The organism is Tessaracoccus coleopterorum, from assembly GCF_011174705.1.
In the GTDB taxonomy this organism is placed as follows: domain Bacteria; phylum Actinomycetota; class Actinomycetes; order Propionibacteriales; family Propionibacteriaceae; genus Arachnia; species Arachnia coleopterorum.
The window spans coordinates 545485-562619 of record NZ_JAANIJ010000001.1 but is presented as its reverse complement, the minus strand read 5'-3'; the positions used below and the strand labels follow the sequence as shown (position 1 = coordinate 562619).

General features: G+C 69.4%; 14 protein-coding genes and 10 pseudogenes. 10 read left to right on the top strand and 14 right to left on the bottom strand.

What is annotated here, in order from left to right; translation table 11 throughout:
- Position 1: 1 nt before the first annotated feature.
- The 10 genes and pseudogenes from G7085_RS03545 to G7085_RS29315 form a co-directional block, all read right to left on the bottom strand.
- Positions 2 to 1715 (bottom strand): annotated as a pseudogene (locus G7085_RS03545) (ABC-F family ATP-binding cassette domain-containing protein).
- A gap of 51 nt (positions 1716 to 1766) precedes the next feature.
- Positions 1767 to 2538: pseudogene (locus G7085_RS31940) on the bottom strand (DUF4191 domain-containing protein).
- Positions 2539 to 2553: 15 nt separating this feature from the next.
- Positions 2554 to 3484: pseudogene (locus G7085_RS03535) on the bottom strand (lipoyl synthase).
- Positions 3485 to 3516: 32 nt separating this feature from the next.
- Positions 3517 to 4183 (bottom strand): annotated as a pseudogene (gene lipB / locus G7085_RS03530) (lipoyl(octanoyl) transferase LipB).
- Positions 4184 to 4200: 17 nt separating this feature from the next.
- Positions 4201 to 4359, bottom strand: a complete 159-nt coding sequence (locus G7085_RS29325; RefSeq protein ID WP_269452013.1) for a DUF554 family protein — start codon at positions 4357 to 4359, stop codon at positions 4201 to 4203.
- Entirely contained in the window at positions 4284 to 4940 is a 657-nt protein-coding gene (locus G7085_RS03525) for a DUF554 domain-containing protein (RefSeq protein WP_269451758.1), read from the bottom strand. Before G7085_RS03525 ends, G7085_RS29325 begins: the two co-directional genes overlap by 76 nt.
- A gap of 104 nt (positions 4941 to 5044) precedes the next feature.
- Positions 5045 to 6801: pseudogene (gene sucB / locus G7085_RS03520) on the bottom strand (2-oxoglutarate dehydrogenase, E2 component, dihydrolipoamide succinyltransferase).
- Between the two features lie 211 nt (positions 6802 to 7012).
- A pseudogene (locus G7085_RS23785) lies at positions 7013 to 7213 on the bottom strand (dihydrolipoyl dehydrogenase); the annotation flags it as partial.
- A 64-nt stretch (positions 7214 to 7277) separates the two neighbouring features.
- Positions 7278 to 7817 (bottom strand): FAD-dependent oxidoreductase, encoded by a 540-nt coding sequence (locus tag G7085_RS29320; protein WP_331715448.1) that lies wholly within the window; start codon positions 7815 to 7817, stop codon positions 7278 to 7280.
- Positions 7814 to 8254 carry an FAD-dependent oxidoreductase gene (locus G7085_RS29315; protein ID WP_269451757.1) on the bottom strand — a complete coding sequence of 147 codons (441 nt, stop codon included), beginning with the start codon at positions 8252 to 8254 and terminating at the stop codon, positions 7814 to 7816. The genes G7085_RS29320 and G7085_RS29315 overlap by 4 nt, the downstream gene beginning before the upstream one ends.
- A gap of 175 nt (positions 8255 to 8429) precedes the next feature.
- Here G7085_RS29315 and G7085_RS03505 point away from each other — a divergent pair, with 175 nt between their 5' ends.
- A complete protein-coding gene (locus tag G7085_RS03505) occupies positions 8430 to 8657 on the top strand; it encodes a hypothetical protein (protein ID WP_197509989.1) in 228 nt (75 codons plus the stop codon).
- On the opposite strand, the pseudogene G7085_RS23780 reads toward G7085_RS03505, so the two are convergent.
- Both G7085_RS23780 and G7085_RS23775 read right to left on the bottom strand, forming a co-directional pair.
- Positions 8636 to 9584: pseudogene (locus G7085_RS23780) on the bottom strand (leucyl aminopeptidase); the annotation flags it as partial. The gene G7085_RS03505 and the pseudogene G7085_RS23780 overlap by 22 nt on opposite strands.
- A complete protein-coding gene (locus G7085_RS23775; protein ID WP_231979930.1) occupies positions 9577 to 9972 on the bottom strand; it encodes a M17 family peptidase N-terminal domain-containing protein in 396 nt (131 codons plus the stop codon). The pseudogene G7085_RS23780 and the gene G7085_RS23775, both read right to left, overlap by 8 nt.
- Before the next feature lie 299 nt (positions 9973 to 10271).
- Here G7085_RS23775 and G7085_RS03495 point away from each other — a divergent pair, with 299 nt between their 5' ends.
- Positions 10272 to 10502 carry a hypothetical protein gene (locus tag G7085_RS03495; RefSeq protein WP_197509988.1) on the top strand — a complete coding sequence of 77 codons (231 nt, stop codon included), beginning with the start codon at positions 10272 to 10274 and terminating at the stop codon, positions 10500 to 10502.
- On the opposite strand, the gene G7085_RS03490 is transcribed toward G7085_RS03495, so the two are convergent.
- Together G7085_RS03490 and G7085_RS29305 are read right to left on the bottom strand one after the other, a co-directional pair.
- Positions 10492 to 10986 (bottom strand): DUF3043 domain-containing protein, encoded by a 495-nt coding sequence (locus G7085_RS03490; protein WP_197509987.1) that lies wholly within the window; start codon positions 10984 to 10986, stop codon positions 10492 to 10494. The two genes, G7085_RS03495 and G7085_RS03490, sit on opposite strands and share 11 nt — an antisense overlap.
- Entirely contained in the window at positions 10947 to 11186 is a 240-nt protein-coding gene (locus G7085_RS29305; RefSeq protein ID WP_197509986.1) for a DUF3043 domain-containing protein, read from the bottom strand. The genes G7085_RS03490 and G7085_RS29305 overlap by 40 nt, the downstream gene beginning before the upstream one ends.
- A gap of 324 nt (positions 11187 to 11510) precedes the next feature.
- Between G7085_RS29305 and G7085_RS03480 the strand changes: the two genes are divergently transcribed.
- From G7085_RS03480 to ctaF, 8 genes and pseudogenes are all read left to right on the top strand, one after another.
- Entirely contained in the window at positions 11511 to 12395 is an 885-nt protein-coding gene (locus tag G7085_RS03480) for a PspA/IM30 family protein (RefSeq protein WP_197509985.1), read from the top strand.
- Positions 12376 to 12657: a PspA-associated protein PspAA gene (gene pspAA, locus G7085_RS03475; protein WP_197509984.1), complete on the top strand. Its 282-nt coding sequence runs from the start codon at positions 12376 to 12378 to the stop codon at positions 12655 to 12657. The genes G7085_RS03480 and pspAA overlap by 20 nt, the downstream gene beginning before the upstream one ends.
- Positions 12654 to 13025: a hypothetical protein gene (locus G7085_RS03470; RefSeq protein WP_197509983.1), complete on the top strand. Its 372-nt coding sequence runs from the start codon at positions 12654 to 12656 to the stop codon at positions 13023 to 13025. The genes pspAA and G7085_RS03470 overlap by 4 nt, the downstream gene beginning before the upstream one ends.
- 69 nt (positions 13026 to 13094) lie before the next feature.
- Entirely contained in the window at positions 13095 to 13451 is a 357-nt protein-coding gene (locus G7085_RS03465) for a glycerate kinase (protein ID WP_197509982.1), read from the top strand.
- Between the two features lie 171 nt (positions 13452 to 13622).
- Positions 13623 to 13978 (top strand): annotated as a pseudogene (locus G7085_RS03460) (HesB/IscA family protein).
- 349 nt (positions 13979 to 14327) lie between these two features.
- On the top strand, positions 14328 to 14993 hold the full coding sequence (gene ctaC, locus G7085_RS03455) for an aa3-type cytochrome oxidase subunit II (protein ID WP_331715445.1): 666 nt from the start codon (positions 14328 to 14330) through the stop codon (positions 14991 to 14993).
- Positions 14993 to 16715 (top strand): annotated as a pseudogene (gene ctaD, locus G7085_RS03450) (aa3-type cytochrome oxidase subunit I). Before ctaC ends, ctaD begins: the two are co-directional and overlap by 1 nt.
- A pseudogene (gene ctaF / locus G7085_RS31935) lies at positions 16712 to 17109 on the top strand (aa3-type cytochrome oxidase subunit IV). Before ctaD ends, ctaF begins: the two co-directional pseudogenes overlap by 4 nt.
- The last annotated feature ends 26 nt before the right edge of the window (positions 17110 to 17135 follow it).

The window sequence follows — 17135 nt, the reverse complement described above, 5'->3', positions numbered from 1 at the left end:
GTCAGTCCGCGGCCTCGAGCCACGCCTCCTCGAGCTCCGAGAGACGCGCCTCGGCGTCGCGCAGTTCGGCGTCGAGGGAGCCGAGTCGTTCGAAGTCGGACGCGGCAGCCGCCATCGCGGCATGGAGCCGGTCGATCTCGGTGCCGACCTTCTCGAGTTGGCCCTCGATGCGGGCGAGATCCTTCTTCCGCTGCCGCTCGGCGGCCGCGTCGGATTTCGTGGTGGCGGGAGCGGCCGCGGGCCCTGCGGCCGCCTCGGATGAGCGGCCCGCGGCCCGCCGGGCGAGGTACTCCTCGACGCCGCCGGGCAGCAGCGCGACGCTGCCGTCACCCAGCAGCGCGTACGTGTAGTCGGTGATGCGCTCCAGGAAGTACCGGTCGTGGCTCACCACGATCAGCGTGCCCGGCCATCCGTCGAGGTAGTCCTCGATGACGGTGAGGGTGTCGATGTCGAGGTCGTTGGTGGGCTCGTCGAGGATCAGGACGTTGGGTTCGGTGAGCAGCAGCCGGAGGAACTGCAGCCTGCGCCGCTCGCCGCCGGACAGGTCGCCGATCCGTGCCACGAGCCTGTCCCCGGTGAAGCCGAACTCCTCGAGCAGCGACGAGGCGCTGGCCTCGCGGCCGGTCGCGAGCCGCGTCTCCTCCTTGAGGCGCTTGACGGAGGACAGGACGCGGTCCGAGTCGTCGAGCTCGCCGACGGTCTGCGTCAGGTAGCCGAGCCGCAACGTCCTGCCCGCTTGATCCGGCCGGCGGTGGGGTGGCGGAGGTCGGCGAGCAGGTCGAGCAGGCTCGTCTTGCCTGCGCCGTTGACCCCGACCAGCCCGATCCGGTCGCCTGGCCCGATCGACCAGGTGACCTTGTCGAGCAGGGTGCGTCCCCGATGGCGTAGGTCGTGTCGGTGAGGTCGAAGACGTCCTTGCCGAGCCTGGTGACGGAGAACTGCTGGAGCGCGAACCGGTCGCGCGGCTCGGGTTCGCCCGCGATCAGTTCGTTGGCGGCCTCGATCCGGAACTTCGGCTTCGAGGTGCGGGCCGGGGCGCCGCGTCGCAGCCAGGCGAGTTCCTTGGTGGCGAGGTTCCTGCGGCGCGCCTCGTTGGCCGCCGCCTGACGCTGGCGTTCGACGCGGGCGAGCACGTAGGCCGCGTAGCCGCCCTCGTAGGGATCCACGATGCCGTCGTGGACCTCCCAGATCCGGTTGCACACCTCATCGAGGAACCAGCGGTCGTGCGAGACGACGAGCATCGCGAGGCCCGCGCGGATCCGGTCCTGCAGATAGGAGGCCAGGAACGCGACGGCCTCGACGTCGAGATGGTTGGTGGGTTCGTCCAGCACGATCAGGTCGTGGTGGCCGAGCAGGACCGCCACGAGCCCGACGCGGCGCCGCTCGCCTCCGGAGAGGGCACCGAGTGGGCGGTCGAGGTCGAAGCCGGGCAGGAGCGCCTCGACGACGCCGCGACGGCCGGCGTCTGCGGCCCACACGTGGTCGGGTTCGCCGTCGACGATCCAGTCGCGCACGCTCTGGGAGTCGTCGCCGACGCTGGCCTGCGTGAGGACGCCGATGGAGGCGTTGTTGGCGATCGTCACGCGCCCGCTGTCGGGCACGAGGTCGCCGGTGAGGATGCGCAGCAGCGTGGTCTTGCCGTCGCCGTTGCGGCCGACGACGCCGATGACGTCACCGGCGCCGAGGCCGAGCGAGATCCCGTCGAGCAGGATCATCGTCCCGAACCCGTGGGTGACGGATTCGAGGTTGACGAGGTTGGCCACCGGTCAGCGGCCGCGCATGGCGGCGCGGGCGCCCTTGGTCGACATCGGGCCCTTCGGGATGGGTGCCTTGGGGCGCATCGCGTCGAGCGCGCGCAGCCTCTGGCGGACCTCGGCGATCTTGTCGTCGGTCAGCGCCTTCGGCAGCTTCTTGATGTGGGTGGCGAGCTTGTCGAGGGGGACCTGCCCTCCTTGTTGCCCATCTGGATGACCTTGACGTCGACGCCGAACGCCACCTGCTCGTGCTTGCGCTTCTCGCTCGCGAGCAGCGGCTTGAGCCGGCCGGGCTCGCCCTCGCCGATCAGGATCAGGCCGGTGGGGCCGATGGTGCGGTGCACGACATCCATGCTGCGGGTGACGGCGATCACCGGGTCGGAGAACCACTTCTTCGGCAGCATCTGCAGGGCGACCTCACCGGAACCGGCCTGGCCCTCGAAGCGCTTGTAGACGGCGCTCCTGGCGCGCAGGGCGAAGATGCCCATGGCGCCGAGGAAACCGAGCATGATGGCCATCACGACCCAGAGGATGATGGTGAGGGGCTTCCGCCCGCCAGCCAGATCCCGAGGATCAGCACGACCAGGAACGGCACGAGGAACGCGCCGAGCATCAGCCAGGGCAGCGCCTTGTCGTGCTTGGCCGTGACCTTGTAGGTCTCGAGCATCTGACGCCAGCGGCCCCAGTCTGCCGGGTCCGTCGAGTTCTTCTTCTGCTCCTTGAGGGCCCGGGCCTCAGCCTTCTGCCTGGCCTCAAGTGCTTTTGCGCGTTCGGACTTTGCCATTGCTCGCTTTGCTTCTCAGTCGTTCTTCTTACGGGCGTCCATCGCCGTGCGGTACAGACGTCCCGCCCGGTACGAGGAACGGACGAGGGGCCTGACAGCACGCCAGAGTATCCGATCGTGCGTGCCTCCTCATCCAGCTCCTCGAACTCTGTGGGGTGACCCACCGGTCGATGGGGTGCAGGGTGGCGTTGGGACGCAGGTACTGCGTGATGGTGATGATCTCGGTGCCCGCGTCGTGGAGGTCACGAAGGGCCGACGAGATCTCCTCGCGGGTCTCGCCCATGCCGAGGATCAGGTTGGACTTCGTGACGAGCCCGCCTCCCGCGACATCGTCAGCACTTCGAGGGAACGGGCGTAGCGGAAGCCGGGGCGGATCCGCTTGAAGATGCGGGGCACCGTCTCGACGTTGTGCGCGAACACCTCGGGGCGCGCGTCGAAGAGCTGCTGCAGCAGTTCGGGTCGTCCCGAGAAGTCGGGGGCGAGCATCTCGACGCCCACCCGGGGTTGACGGAGTGGACCTGACGGATGGTCTCGGCATACAGCCAGGCTCCCTCGTCCTCGAGGTCGTCGCGGCAGACGCCGGTGATGGTCGCGTAGCGCAGCCCCATCTTCTTCACGGAGGCGGCCACCCGCAGCGGTTCGGCCGGGTCGTACCCGTCCGGCTTGGCGGACTCGATCTGGCAGAAGTCGCAGCGCCTGGTGCACTTGTCCCGCCGATGAGGAAGGTGGACTCGCGGTCCTCCCAGCACTCGTAGATGTTGGGGCAGCCCGCCTCCTGGCAGACGGTGTGCAGGTCGCCCGTGTTGACGATCTCCTGCAGGTCGCGGTAGTTGGGGCCCATCTTGGCCGTGGTCTTGATCCAGCTCGGCTTACGTTCGATCGGTGTCTGGGCATTCTTCGCTTCGACGCGGAGGAGGCGTCGTCCGTCGGGCTGCACTGCGGTCACCCGGCTGAGTCTACCCACTCGGGCCCCATGCCCTACCCGACGGCGACGGCGGCCTCCCGCAACGGCGCGAGGGCACGCTCGAGGTGGGGCTGCAGGTCGTGGGCAACGCCCGCGACGCTCCAGGAGCCGGGCAGTTCCTCGATGATGGAGGTGACGCCCGCATCGGAGATGCCGCAGGGCACGATGTTGCCGAACCGCTCCGCGGAGCTCAGCACGTTGAGCGCGAAGCCGTGCATGGTGGTGCGGCGGGCGACGCGCACGCCGATGGCGCAGATCTTGCGCTCGGGGAGCGACCCGGTTGCCGACAGCCACACGCCGGTGCGACCCTCGACCCGCCCGGAGACGATCCCGTACCCGTCGAGCAGGGCGATCACGGCGGACTCGAGGGCCCGCACGTAGTCGACCACGCCGACGCCGTCGGTGAGCCGGATGATCGGATAGCCGACCAGCTGGCCCGGCCCGTGGTAGGTGATCTCCCGCCACGGTCGACCGGGATGACGGGGTGCCGTCCAGGGGGTAGTCGCCGGGCCTGGTGCGGCGACCCGCCGTGTAGACGGGGGAGTGCTCGACGAAGATCGCGTGGTCGGCCCGCCCACCGTCGGCGACCGCCGCGTGCACCTCGCGTTGGTAATCCCAGGTCTCCTGGTAGTCGGAGGTGTGGGGGTCCTCACCCAGGCCGCGGTACTCGAAGCTCAGCACGTCGACGAGCCTACCCCTCAGAACAGGGCGGCGAGCGGCACGAACGCGGGGGCGAGCAGCAGCGCGGGCAGCAGGTCCCCGACGGGCACCTGCTTGAGGTTCAGCAGCCGGAGGCCGAGCCCCAGGAGGAGGACGCCGCCGGCGGCGGTGAGCGCGTCGATCTGGGCCGCAGACAGCACGTCGCCGGCGAAGTAGCCGAGCGCGGTGAGCGAGCCCTGGATGAGGGCCACCGCCCCGCGGAGGCGAGGACGCCCCAGCCGAGGGTGGAGGCGAAGGCCATCGCGGCGAACCCGTCGAGGATGGCCTTGATGTAAAGCTGCTCGGCGCCGCGGCCGAGGCCGTCGGAGAACGAGCCGAGGACGGCGAGCGGGCCGACACAGAACACGAGCGTCGACGTCACAAAGCCATCGACGAACCGTGCCGCGTCGCCCGCGCCGGAGAACCTGCCCCGCAGCCAGGTCGCTCCCTGTTCCAACCGGTCCTCGATGCGCAGCGTGGTGCCGATGACGGCGCCGATCAGGAGCGCGGCGAGCACCACGATCATGGCGGCCTTGCCGACCACCGTGCCGAGGGCTTCGGAGTTCATCGCCACCACGGACATGCCGCCGAGCACCATGGTGAAGAGCCCGAGCACGGAGGTGATGGTCTCCTTGGTGTGTTCCCGGATCCGGTTGCCGAGCAGGATCCCGAGCAGCGAGCCCACGACGACGGTGGCCACGTTGACGATGGTTCCCATCCCGATGATCACGGGGGCCATCCAAGCAGATCGGATGTCGGGCCCCGGCCCGGTGGGTGGTGGTGAGACGGAAACGGCCCGGGAGCGGATGCTCCCGGGCCGGATCTGACGCTGGTTACGGCGGGTCAGAGGCCGAGCTCTGCGGTGAAGTCGCCGTCCTCGAGGCGGTCCTTGACCGCGGAGAGGAAGCGGGCGGCGACCGCGCCGTCGATGAGGCGGTGGTCGTAGCTCATCGACAGGTACATCATGTGGCGGATCGCGATCGACTCGGCGCCGAAACGGTCCTCCACGACGACCGGCCGCTTCACGAGCGCACCGGTGCCGAGGATGGCCACCTGCGGCTGGTTGATGATGGGCGTGTCGAACAGCGTGCCGGCCGAACCGTAGTTCGTGATGGTGAACGTGCCGCCCGACAGCTCGTCGGGAGCGACCTTGTTGGTGCGGGTCCGCGCCGCGAGGTCGCCGATCTTCTTGGCCAGGCCGGCGAGGTTCAGGTCGCCCGCGTGCTTGATGACGGGAACCAGCAGTCCCTTCTCCGTGTCGACGGCGATGCCGATGTTCTCGGAGTCGGCGTAGGTGACGGTGCCGGCCTCGGTGTCCATCGTGGCGTTGACGATCGGGAACTGCTTGAGCGCCTCGACCGCGGCCATGGTGATGAACGGCAGGTACGACAGGGAGGCGCCCTCACGCTTCTTGAAATCGTCCTTGGCCTGCGCGCGCAGGTGGCTGATCGCGGTGACGTCGACCTCGACCGTCGCGGTGAGCTGGGCCGAGACCTGCAGCGACTCGACCATGCGGGTCGCGATGGTCTTACGGAGCCGGGTGAGCTTCTCGGTGGTGCCACGCACGGCGGCGGCCTCGGGCGACGGGGTCGCCTTGGGGGCCGGGGCGGGAGCGGCGGCCGGGGCCGGTGCGGCGGGAGCGGGAGCGGCCTTCGCGGCCTCGGCCGCCTCCAGGACGTCCTGCTTGCGGATGCGGCCGCCGACACCGGTGCCCTTGAGGGCGGTGAGCTCGACGCCGTGTTCCTTGGCCAGCTTGCGCACCAGCGGGGTCACGTAGGTGCCGTCGGCGGATGCCTCGGAGGCGCGGCGGGCAACGGCGTCGGCCACTGCCGACGAGTGGGCCTTCGGCGCGGTGGCAGGAGCCGGGGCCACGGGTGCCGGAGCAGGAGCCGGCGCCGGAGCTGCCGGGCAGGAGCCGGAGCTGCCGGGGCAGGAGCCGGAGCAGCCGGGGCAGGAGCCGGGCGGGGGCTGCGGGAGCCGGTGCCGGGGCGGCTGCCACGTCACCGACGATGGCGAGCACGGCGCCGACCTCGGCGACGTCGTCCTCATTGAACCTGATCTCGAGCAGGGTGCCGGCCACGGGGCTGGGGATCTCCGTGTCGACCTTGTCCGTGGAGACCTCGAGCAGCGGCTCGTCGGCGTCGACGCTGTCGCCGACGGCCTTCAGCCAGCGGGAGATGGTTCCCTCGGTGACGGACTCGCCCAGGGCGGGGAGGGTCACCTCGGTGCCGGAGGCAGGGCCGGCGGCGGGAGCGGCGGCCGGGGCCGGGGCTTCAGGAGCGGCAGGGGCGGGTGCCGGCGCGGGTGCCGGGGTGGGTGCGGGGCCGGTGCGGCCTCCTGGGCCACGGGAGCGGGGCTGCGCCCGCGTCGCCGATGACCGCGAGCACGGCGCCGACCTCGGCGACGTCGTCCTCATTGAACCTGATCTCGAGCAGGGTGCCCGAAACAGGGCTGGGAATCTCGGTGTCGACCTTGTCCGTGGAGACCTCGAGCAACGGCTCGTCGGCCTCGACAGTGTCTCCGACCGCCTTCAACCACCTGGAAATGGTGCCCTCCGTGACGGATTCGCCCAGTGCCGGGAGTGTGACTTCGGTTGACATGTGAGTTGGCTCCTTCGCTTACCGCTTGAACGGACCCCAGCCTATATGCCAAATCAGGAGTGTGTGTGCAGCGGACGACCGCCGAGGGCCCAGGTTGCCTCGGCGATCGACTCGCTGAGGCTCGGATGGGGGTGGACGATTCCCGCGACGTCCTCGGGGTGGCCGCCCATCCGACCAGCAGCGCGCCCTCCGCGATCAGCTCGGAGACGTCTTCGCCGATCAGGTGCACGCCGACGATCTCGCCTCCGGCCCGCCGCACCAGGCGCACGACGCCCGTCTCGCGTTCGCCCGGACCCCGCAGGATCTGCGCCCTTCCGTTGCCCGTCAGGTGGTAGTCGACAACCTCGGCGTCGCCCCCTGCCTGGGCCGCCGTCAGGCCGACGGAGGCGACCTGCGGGCTCGAGTAGGTCACCCGTGGGATGGCGGAGTCGCGGGGAGCGTCGGCACCTCGTCGAACCGTCCGGCCTTCCTGGCGATCAGTTCCGCGAGGAACATGCCGTGCGCGTAGCCTCGGTGCGCGAGCTGCGGCCCGGCGACCAGGTCGCCCGCGGCGTAGATGCCCGGGCCGCGGTCTGCAGGGAGTCGTCGACCACGACGTGGCCCGTGGCGGTCAGCCCGATCCCCGCCTCCGCGAGGCCGAGCCCCGAGCTCGCCGGGCGGCGCCCGACCGCAACCAACAGCAGATCGGTGGCAAGTTCGCGATCGCCGAGCGTGACGGTCACGCCGTCGTCGGTGGCGGTGGCGCCGGTGACGGGCCGGCCGAGCTGGATGTCGACGCCGCGCCTGGCGAGCTCGCGGGCCAGGATCTTCGAGTGGCCGGGCTCCTCGGCAGGCAGCAGCCGGTCGGTGGCCTCGACAAGGGTGACGGCGACGCCGAGGTCGGACCACAGCGACGCGAACTCGACGCCGATCACGCCTCCGCCGAGCACGACGGCGCGCTCCGGGAGCGACCCGAGGCGCAGCGCCTCCTCGCTGGTGACGATCCGGGTGCCGTCCACGGGCAGGCCGAGCGTCACGGGGTCGCACCGGTGGCCACGACGACGGCGCCGACGCGGTGCACCCGGCCGCCGGTCTCGATGCCGGGGCCGCGGCCGTCGTCTGCCACCACGGTGCCGCGTTCGGGGATGACGGTGATGCCGCGGGAGGCGATCAGGCCGGTGAGCCCCTTGAACAGAGGGCCGACGACGCCGTCGGCGTAGCCGCGGACCCGGGCGGCGTCCACGCCCTGCAGAGTCGCATCGACCCCGAAGCCTGCGGCCTTCGCGACGGTGCGGCGCACCTTCGCGGCCTGCAGCCACGCCTTGGTGGGGATGCAGCCGCGGTGCAGGCAGGTCCCACCGACGGCCCCGTCGTCGACGAGGGCGACGCGCAGCCCCAGTTGGGCTGCCCTCAGGGCGCAGGCGTAGCCGGCGGAACCGGCGCCGAGGATGGCGAGGTCGAAGTCTCGGGTCATGGGGACAGTCTCGCAGAATGCGGGGGCTGGGACGCTTGGGCAATAATGGGGCCGTGGGATGGTTCGGCCGTCGGAAGAAGCAGGTCCAGCTGGCAAGGGAGGCCGAGCTGGTGCCGGACGCCGTCCGCGACCACCTGCTCGACTTCGTCGCCACCCGGCGGGGATCGAGGCGTGGGTGGAACAGCCCACCTCGTTCAACCCGCCGTCGATCCTGCTCGTCGCCGCCGACGGCGAGTCGACGAGGCGCGGGCTACCCAGCGCGGAGTACGGCTACAAGTTCGCCGACGACCACAGCCTCCCGTGCTACGACGCAGGCGTGGTCCCGTACCCGAAGCGGATGCGTGAGTACGGGCTCCGCGCCAAGCGTGCGTCGAAGCAGGGTCAGGCGCCCTCGGCCAGCTGACCCGCGAGCGCGATCAGGGTCCGGACACCCATTCCGGTGCCGCCCTTGAGCACGTAGCCGTAGGCCTCGTCGCTGTCGGCCGGGCCCGCGATGTCCAGGTGCGCCCACTCCACGCCCTCGGGACGAACCGTTCCAGGAAGGCGCCCGCCACCAGCGCGCCGCCCCACCGCTTACCGGAGCCAGACGACATGTCGGCCACCGGCGACTTCAGCTGGCCGCGGATGTGGTCGGTCAGTGGAAGCTCCCAGAAGTCCTCACCCGCGACCTCGGCTGCGTCGAGCACCCGCTCGGAGGTGGCCTCACCGTTGGTCATCAGGCCAGCGGTGCGCATGCCGAGCGCCACCATGCAGGCACCCGTCAGGGTGGCCACGTCGACGATCATGTCGGGGGAGTCCTGCGCGGCGCGGCCGAACGCGTCGGCCATCACGAGCCTGCCCTCGGCGTCGGTGTTGAAGTTCTCGACCGTCTGCCCGTCGAACATCGTCAGCACGTCGCTGGAGCGGTAGGAGCTGCCGGACGGCATGTTCTCGGCCATCGCCGCGTAGGCGGTGACCTTGACCTTGAGCCCGAGGTCGGCCATCGCCCGGATGGCGGCGATCACGGCGGCGGCGCCGGACATGTCGCACTTCATGCCGGCCATCTGGCCCGCGGGCTTGATGTCGAGGCCGCCCGAATCGAAGGTGATGCCCTTGCCGATCAGCACGAGGTGCCGGGTGGCGCCGCGCGGGGAGTACGCCAGCCGCACCAGGCGGGCTTGCGGGCCGAGCCTCCGCCGACGGCGAGGATGCCGCCGTAGCCGCCGCGCTCGAGTGCCTTCTCGTCGAGGATCTCGACGGCGATCTTCGCGTCCTTGACGTGGGCGCGGGCAGCCTCGGCGAACGACTCGGGGTACAGCAGGTTCGGAGGGGTGTTGGTCCAGTCACGCGCCTGGCTCACGGCGGCCGCGGTGATGGTCGCGGCGGCCACGGCCGCCTTCTGGACGGCGCTGACGGTGGTGGAGACCAGCGTGATGCCCGCGACGGGGCTGCCCTCCGTGGTCGCGGACAGCTTCGGCACCTGGTAGGCGCCGAGCAGCGCGCCCTCGCCCGCCGCCTGGAGCAGTTCGGGGTCGCCCAGTTCGAGGGAGAGGGCGACGTTCCAGCCGTCGGCCCTTCGAGCCCTGCGACGCTGCGGAGGCGGAGCCCGCGGCGCGGCGGACCCGCTCGGGCGTCACGTCGGCGTCGTCGAGGCCGACGACGACGACGCGGGTCCCGTCCACGGAGGGGAGCATGGTCACCGTCTCCGCGCTTGCGGCCGCGCCCAGCGCGCTGGCCATGGCCATCACGGAGGTGCCGTAGGCGGCTCCGTAGGCCTTGTCGAGTTCGGGGGACACGCCGACGACGGCGATGTCATCCGTGTTGATGGTGGCGAGCCCCACGACGACGACGTCCGCGGACTTCGGCAGGGACTTGGCAATGGTCAGGTTCGCAATGTTTCGACTCACCCCGTCAGCCTATCCACATCGCAGCGACGATTGGACCGACGGCCGAGTCGCGCTACGTTGGCGCCCATGATCAAGCGCATCGGCCTGTGGGGCTTCGTGGTCGCCGGGCTCGTCGTCGCGGCCTGGGTGTGGTGTCGTTCGTGGCGCCCTCAACGTCGTGCCGCGGCGTCGAGATGGGGCCGGGCGACACGTGTCAGTACTCGAGCCTCACCAACGAGGAGGGCGGGAAGGTCCAACGCTACGAGGACCGGATCGCGGTTGCGAAGGAACAGGCGCCGTTCGCCGTCGCGGCGGGCCTTGCGATCGTCGCGTTCGGTGCGGTGCTGATCGTCCAGGACCGCAGGGTGACAACTAGGGCGTGAGCGCCATCGGGCCGTAGACGAGGCGGTCCTCCTCGTAGAGACCCACCTCCGTGACGCCCTGCTCGAGCAGCTCGTCGAAGAACAGGCCCAGCCACTCCTCGGCGGCCTCCTGCGACTCGAAGTCCTTCAGCAGACGCGCCTCCTCGAGGGCGGAGGCGGAGAACACCCCGCCTCCGGGCGCCAGCGGTAGCTCATCAGATCTTGTCCCGCGCTTGATCCGCGGCGACGGCTGACGGAAGCGGCGAAGCATGATGGAGCGGTTGAACAGGTAGAACATCAGGCCCTTGTGCGACGAGCTCGGGAAGCGCCCGGCGAACTCCTTCTTGAAACCGCGCCAGATGAAGAACGTGTTGATGACGACCATCCCGATCACCACCCACATCGAGATCAGGATGTAGCTGGAGACAACCACGTTGGTCATGGTGGCCATGGTGGCCGCCATGATCAGGATGAACAGGGCATCATGAACTCGTTGAAGGTCCACCGGGTGTCGACGTAGTCGCGGGCGAACAGGCGCTCGGGCTGGTTCTCCTGCTTCTCGAACGCCTCGACGCGGGCCGTCTCCCTGGCCTTGCGGGCCGCCTTCTTCTGTTCCTTCGGCGTGAGCGTCGGGTGCAGCTTCTCCATCCGCTCGGCCTCGGCCTGCCTGCGGCTGCGGGTCGGCTCGGCCTTCGCCCGGGTCACCTCGATCTTCGGGGTCTCGCCGACCGTGGTCTCCGGCGCCGGGGCCGACTTCGCGGCCTCCTTCGCCGCCGCCTTGGCGGTGGCCTTCTGCCCTTCGGGGTCAGGGTTGCGATCTGGTCGCTCGACGGCGCGGCTTCTTTGCGCTCGTACGGACGGAAAAGTCCCACGGTAGTCTGGTTCCTTTGCGGCGGAGGTCTGTGTGCCTCATCCTACCCTGCGGTACCGGGGCTGCTCTCAGGGCAGATCGGGGGTGATTGCGACCCCGTTGCCACCCCGCCGCGCTACCGTTGGTCCGGACACCGCACGTTGCTGGAAGGAAACCCCGTGGCAAGCATCTTTGAGCGCATCGCTCTAGTCTTCCGTTCGAAGGCGAACAAGGCCCTCGACAAGTACGAAGATCCCCGTGAGACGCTCGACTACTCGTACCAGAAGCAGCTCGAACTGCTCCAGAACGTGCGTCGTGGTGTGGCGGACGTCGCCACCAGCCGCAAGCGGGTCGAGCTCCAGGCCACCAAGCTCAACTCCGAGGTGGAGCGGCTGCAGAACGCGGCGCAGCGTGCCCTCGAGTCGAACCGTGAGGACCTGGCCCGCGAGGCGCTGACCCGCAAGGCCGGCCTCCAGACCCAGCTCGACGACCTCCAGGCCCAGCACGCGCAGCTGCAGGCGGAGGAGGAGAAGCTGGTGCGTGCCAGCTCACGGCTCCAGGCGAAGGTCGACGCGTTCCGCACCCGCAAGGAGACCATCAAGGCGACCTACTCCGCCGCCGAGGCGCAGACCCGCATCAACGAGGCCTTCACCGGTATCTCCGAGGAGATGAGCGATGTCGGCCTCGCGATCCAGCGCGCCGAGGACAAGACCCTCCAGCTGCAGGCCCGTGCCTCCGCCGTCGACGAGCTGCTCGCCTCCGGCGCCCTCGAGGACCCGACCGGCACCGTCAAGGACGACATCACCCGCGAACTCGACATGCTCGCCTCGGACAACACGGTGGAGAACGAGCTTGCGGCCATGAAGGCGCAGCTCACCGGCGGCAGTGCCGCGGCACGGCCTGAGCTGCAGGCGGGTGCCACCCCGCAGCAGGCTCCGGCGGCCGAGCCGACCCAGAGCGCCGATGAGTGGCCGGCCCAGGGTCCCAGGCATGATCGTGCGCATCATGGGTCAGGGACAGTGGATCCTGGAGCCCGAACACCTGATGGAGCTGAACGAGCTTGACCGCGCCCTCGAGGAGCGCGTCGCGGCCGACGACGAGCCGGGCATGGTCGAGGCCCTGATCGCGCTGGGTGAGGGTGTCCGTCGCCTCGGCGTCGAGGTGCCCGAGGATGTGGCGGTCGAGTCCGATCTGGTGCTCCCCGACACGGACGTCTCCCTCGAAGAGGTGCGTCAACTGCTCAGGTCGACGAGCGAGTACTACGGCCTGATCCCGGACTCCGAGAGCGACCTGGCGGAGGGCGACGAGGAGTCGGCGGGCCTGTGAGGGTCGTCGTCGCCACCGACGGCATCGCCGGCCTCGCGCCGGTCGACGCCTCGGACCTGATCGCGCGCGCCTTCGCCGCGGAGGGCGCCACCGTCGCGGTGGTCCCACTCGCGGGAACCGGCGCGGCACTGCGGGAGGGGATCGCCGAGTGCGCCCCGGGTGCCGCCATCGCCGCCCCACCAGCTCGGCCGGGCTGGGGAGGCGCTGCGGAGCCAGGCACCGCAGCTGGTGCTCGACCTCACCGCGACCCGCGTCGACGACCTGGGCCGCGCCGCCCTCGGCGGCTCCCCGGTGGAGACGCTGGCTGCGCTGCGGGAGGCGTGGCGCGACCGCGACCTCGTCGCGCTGGTGCCCGACCAGCAGGTTGACCGCGACCTGACCGGGCTCTCCGGGTACGCCTCCACCGACCTGCGGGACGAGGGGCCGACCTCAGCGAGGTGCTGGTCGCGGAGGGATCGCCGAGCGGTGGGCCGCCGAGCTGGGGCTCACCCCGACGAAGGGTCCGGCGCGGCCAGGGCCTCGGCCTCCTGCTGCAGGGGATCGGGGCCACCGTCACCGACCCGCTCACCTTCCTCACGGAGCGCTTCGGCCTCGCGGCCACCATCGCGTCGGCCGACCTCGTGGTCACCGGCGCCGAGGAGTTGGACTTCCACGCCCTGGGCGGGCCTGTCGTGAAGCGGGTGGCCGCGCTCGCGGGCGAGGCGCTCCGCCCGGTCATCGCCGTGGTGGGACGCAACTTCGTCTCATCCCGCGAACTGCGCCTCGGGGCTTCGAGACGGCCCACGCGCTGCTGACCGGTGCCGGCGACGACGTCGCCACCCCGGAGCGGCTCTCCGAGGTCGCGGCGCAGGTGGCCCGCACCTGGCGGTGGTAGTTCGCCCAGGGGTGACGGGAGCGGCTGGGGAAACTCCCGATCCCGGCGTAGACTCTGGCCTCGACAGCTTTTTATCCGAACTGCTTGAAACTTGGAGCCACACGTGACCGATACCCAGACCGCCACCGGCGTCGTTCTCACCGATGTCGCAGTGCAGAAGGTGCGCGCCCTGCTCGAGGCCGAGGGCCGAGACGACCTGTCGCTGCGCATCGCCGTGCAGCCGGGCGGCTGCTCCGGCCTGCGCTACCAGCTGTACTTCGACGACCGCACGCTCGACGGCGACGTCGCCACCGACTACGAGGGCGTCGTCGTCGTGACCGACAAGATGAGCGCCCCTACCTCAGCGGCGCGAGCATCGACTTCATGGACAGCATCGAGAAGCAGGGCTTCACGATCGACAACCCCAACGCGCAGGGCTCCTGTGCCTGCGGAGATTCCTTCCACTGATCCGCGGCGCTGATCTGCAGCGCGGGATCATACGCCACCCCGGTTGGAGACTGTCCGCCGGGGTGGCCTTTTTGCGTTAAGGTGGCTCCAGTAGTGCGCCCGACCGACTCCTGGGAACCGGTTCTGGCCTGGAAACGACCCAGATTGGAAGGGCCACCTGTGAGTCGCGAAACGGTGCCATCGCGTCGGCGCAAGACCCGTGCGGGCCTGCTGGCCGTCGCCCCCTGATGCTTCTCGGCCTCACGGCCTGTTCCGGCCAGGCGGCCAGGTTCGGTCTGCCTGAGGCGGCTAGCGAGCAGGCCCCCACGTCGGGAACCTCTGGGTCGGTGCGTGGATCGCGTCGCTCGCAGTGGGTGCCCTCGTCTGGGGCCTGATCGGCTGGGCGGTGATCCGCTACCGCCGCAAGGACGGTGACGCCCCCGCACCCCGGCAGACCGCCTACCACCTGCCGCTCGAGCTGCTGTACACGCTCGTTCCCTTCCTGATCATCGGCGTTTTGTTCGTCTACACGATCAAGGCATCCGACGCGATGGTCGAGCAGGAGCAGGATCCCGACACCGTCATCAACGTGATCGGTCAGAAGTGGTCCTGGACCTTCAACTACATGGAGGAGGACAACCCGGAGATCGGCACGGTCGCGCACACGATCGGCACCGTCGAGTCCCTGCCCGACCTCTACCTGCCCATCAACAAGCGCGTCAGGTTCAACCTCGAGTCGGCCGACGTCATCCACTCGTTCTGGGTACCCAACTTCTACTTCAAGCGGGACGTGATCCCGGGTCACCCCAACTCCTTCGACGTCACCCCCAACAAACTCGGCACCTTCGACGGCAAGTGCGCCGAGCTGTGCGGCGAGAAGCACGCCATGATGCTCTTCAAGGTGCACATTGTGACCGAGGAGGAGTACAACGCCAAGATCAACGAACTCGCGGACAACGGGTTCTCCGGCGAGATCAGCCTCGAGAAGGCCCTCGAGGCGGTCATGCCGGCAGCAGCATCTGAGGAGCACAAGTGATGAGCAGCGCAAGCATCGCGGGCCGCACCCAGCTCGTCGAGGAGGCCGGCACCAGGCCGCGCACCACCTTCGGCGAAACCGTCATGAAGTACCTGACGACGACCGACCACAAGGTCATCGGCAACATGTACTTCGTCACCGCGTTCATCTTCTTCGGCATCGGCGGTCTGCTGGCGCTGGGGATCCGTGCCGAGCTGGCCAACCCCGGCATGGACTTCATGAACTTCGAGACGTTCAACCAGTTCTTCACCATGCACGGCACGATCATGCTGCTGATGTTCGCGACGCCGATGTTCGCGGGGTTCGCCAACGCGATCCTGCCGCTGCAGCTCGGCGCCCCCGACGTGGCCTTCCCGCGCCTGAACGCCTTCTCCTTCTGGCTCTACCTCTTCGGCTCGATCATGGCCTGCTCCGGCTTCGCGAGCCCGGGCGGCGCCGCCAGCTTCGGCTGGTTCGCCTACGCGCCTCTCTCGAACTCGATCCACTCGCCCGGAATCGGCCACGACCTGTGGATCATGGGCCTCTACCTGCTCGGCCTGTCGTCGATCCTCGGCTCGGTGAACTTCGTCACCACCGTCATCACGATGCGCGCCCCGGGCCTCACCATGTTCCGGATGCCGATCTTCTCGTGGAACATCCTCGTCACCTCGATGATGGTCCTGATCTGCTTCCCGGTTCTCGCCGCCGGCCTCCTCGTGCTGTCGGCCGACCGTGTCCTGGGCAGCCACGTGCTCGACCCGGCGACGGGCGGCGCCATCTTGTGGCAGCACCTCTTCTGGTTCTTCGGGCACCCGGAGGTCTATGTCGTCGCGCTGCCGTTCTTCGGCATCATCACCGAGGTGCTGAGCGCGTTCAGCCGCAAGCCGGTGTTCGGCTACTACGGCCTCGTGTTCGCCACCCTCGCGATCGGCGCGCTGTCGATCTCCGTGTGGGCGCACCACATGTTCGTGACCGGCGCGGTGAACCTTCCGTTCTTCTCGTTCATGACGTTCATGATCGCGGTGCCCACCGGCGTGAAGTTCTTCAACTGGATCGGCACGATCTGGAGAGGGTCATTGACGTTGAACACGTCGATGACGTTCGCCATCGGCTTCCTCACCACGTTCCTCTTCGGCGGCCTGACCGGCATCATCCTCGCCTCGCCCGCGCTGGACTTCCCGGTCTCCGACACCTACTTCGTCGTCGCCCACTTCCACTACGTGCTGTTCGGAACCGTCGTGTTCGCGATGTTCGCCGGCTTCTACTACTGGTGGCCCAAGCTCACCGGCCGGATGCTCAACGAGACGTGGGCAAGGTGCACTTCTGGCTCCTCTTCTTCGGGTTCCACACCACGTTCCTCGTGCAGCACTGGCTGGGTGTCGAGGGCATGCAGCGGCGCATCGCCGACTACGGTGCCTGGGAGGGCTTCACCTTCCTCAACCAGGTGTCGACGTTCGGTGCGTTCCTGCTCGGTGTCAGCATGCTCCCGTTCCTGTGGAACGTCTGGATCACGCGGAAGTCGCCGAAGGTCACCGTCAACGACCCGTGGGGCTGGGGCCGGTCGCTCGAGTGGGCGACCTCCTGCCCGCCGCCGCGGCACAACTTCACGAGCCTGCCCGCGTCCGCTCGAACAGCCCCGCGCTGGATCTCGCGCGGCCTGAGCTCGCCGACCTCGACCATGTGGCCGATCCGGGCGAGTTGCTCGATCGCGACCCCTCCCAACTGGAAGGAAGCGCCAAGTGAAGGCAGAAAAGTGGGTCTTCGGGTTCATCTTCATCTTCTTCCTGATCGTCACCCCCGCCTACTGGATCATGTCCCATGAGATCGCGGGCACGTTCGCGCTCGGTTTCACCGGCCTGATGGGTGGCATGATCGCGGGCTATCTCGCGCTCACCGCGAGGACCTTCGATCCGCGGCCGAGGACCGCCCCGACGCGGACGTCGTCGAGGGTGCCGGCCCGATCGGGTTCTTCGCCCCGCAGAGCATGTGGCCCTTCTGGTGCGCGGTGACCGTCAGCGTCATCGCGCTCGGCCCTGCGCTGCACCAGGCGTGGCTCACCTTCATCGGCATCGGCATCGGCATCTGGGCCCTCTCCGGCTGGCTGCTCCAGTTCTACCGCGGCGAGTACCGGCACTGACCCGAACCGCTCACGACAGGAGGCCC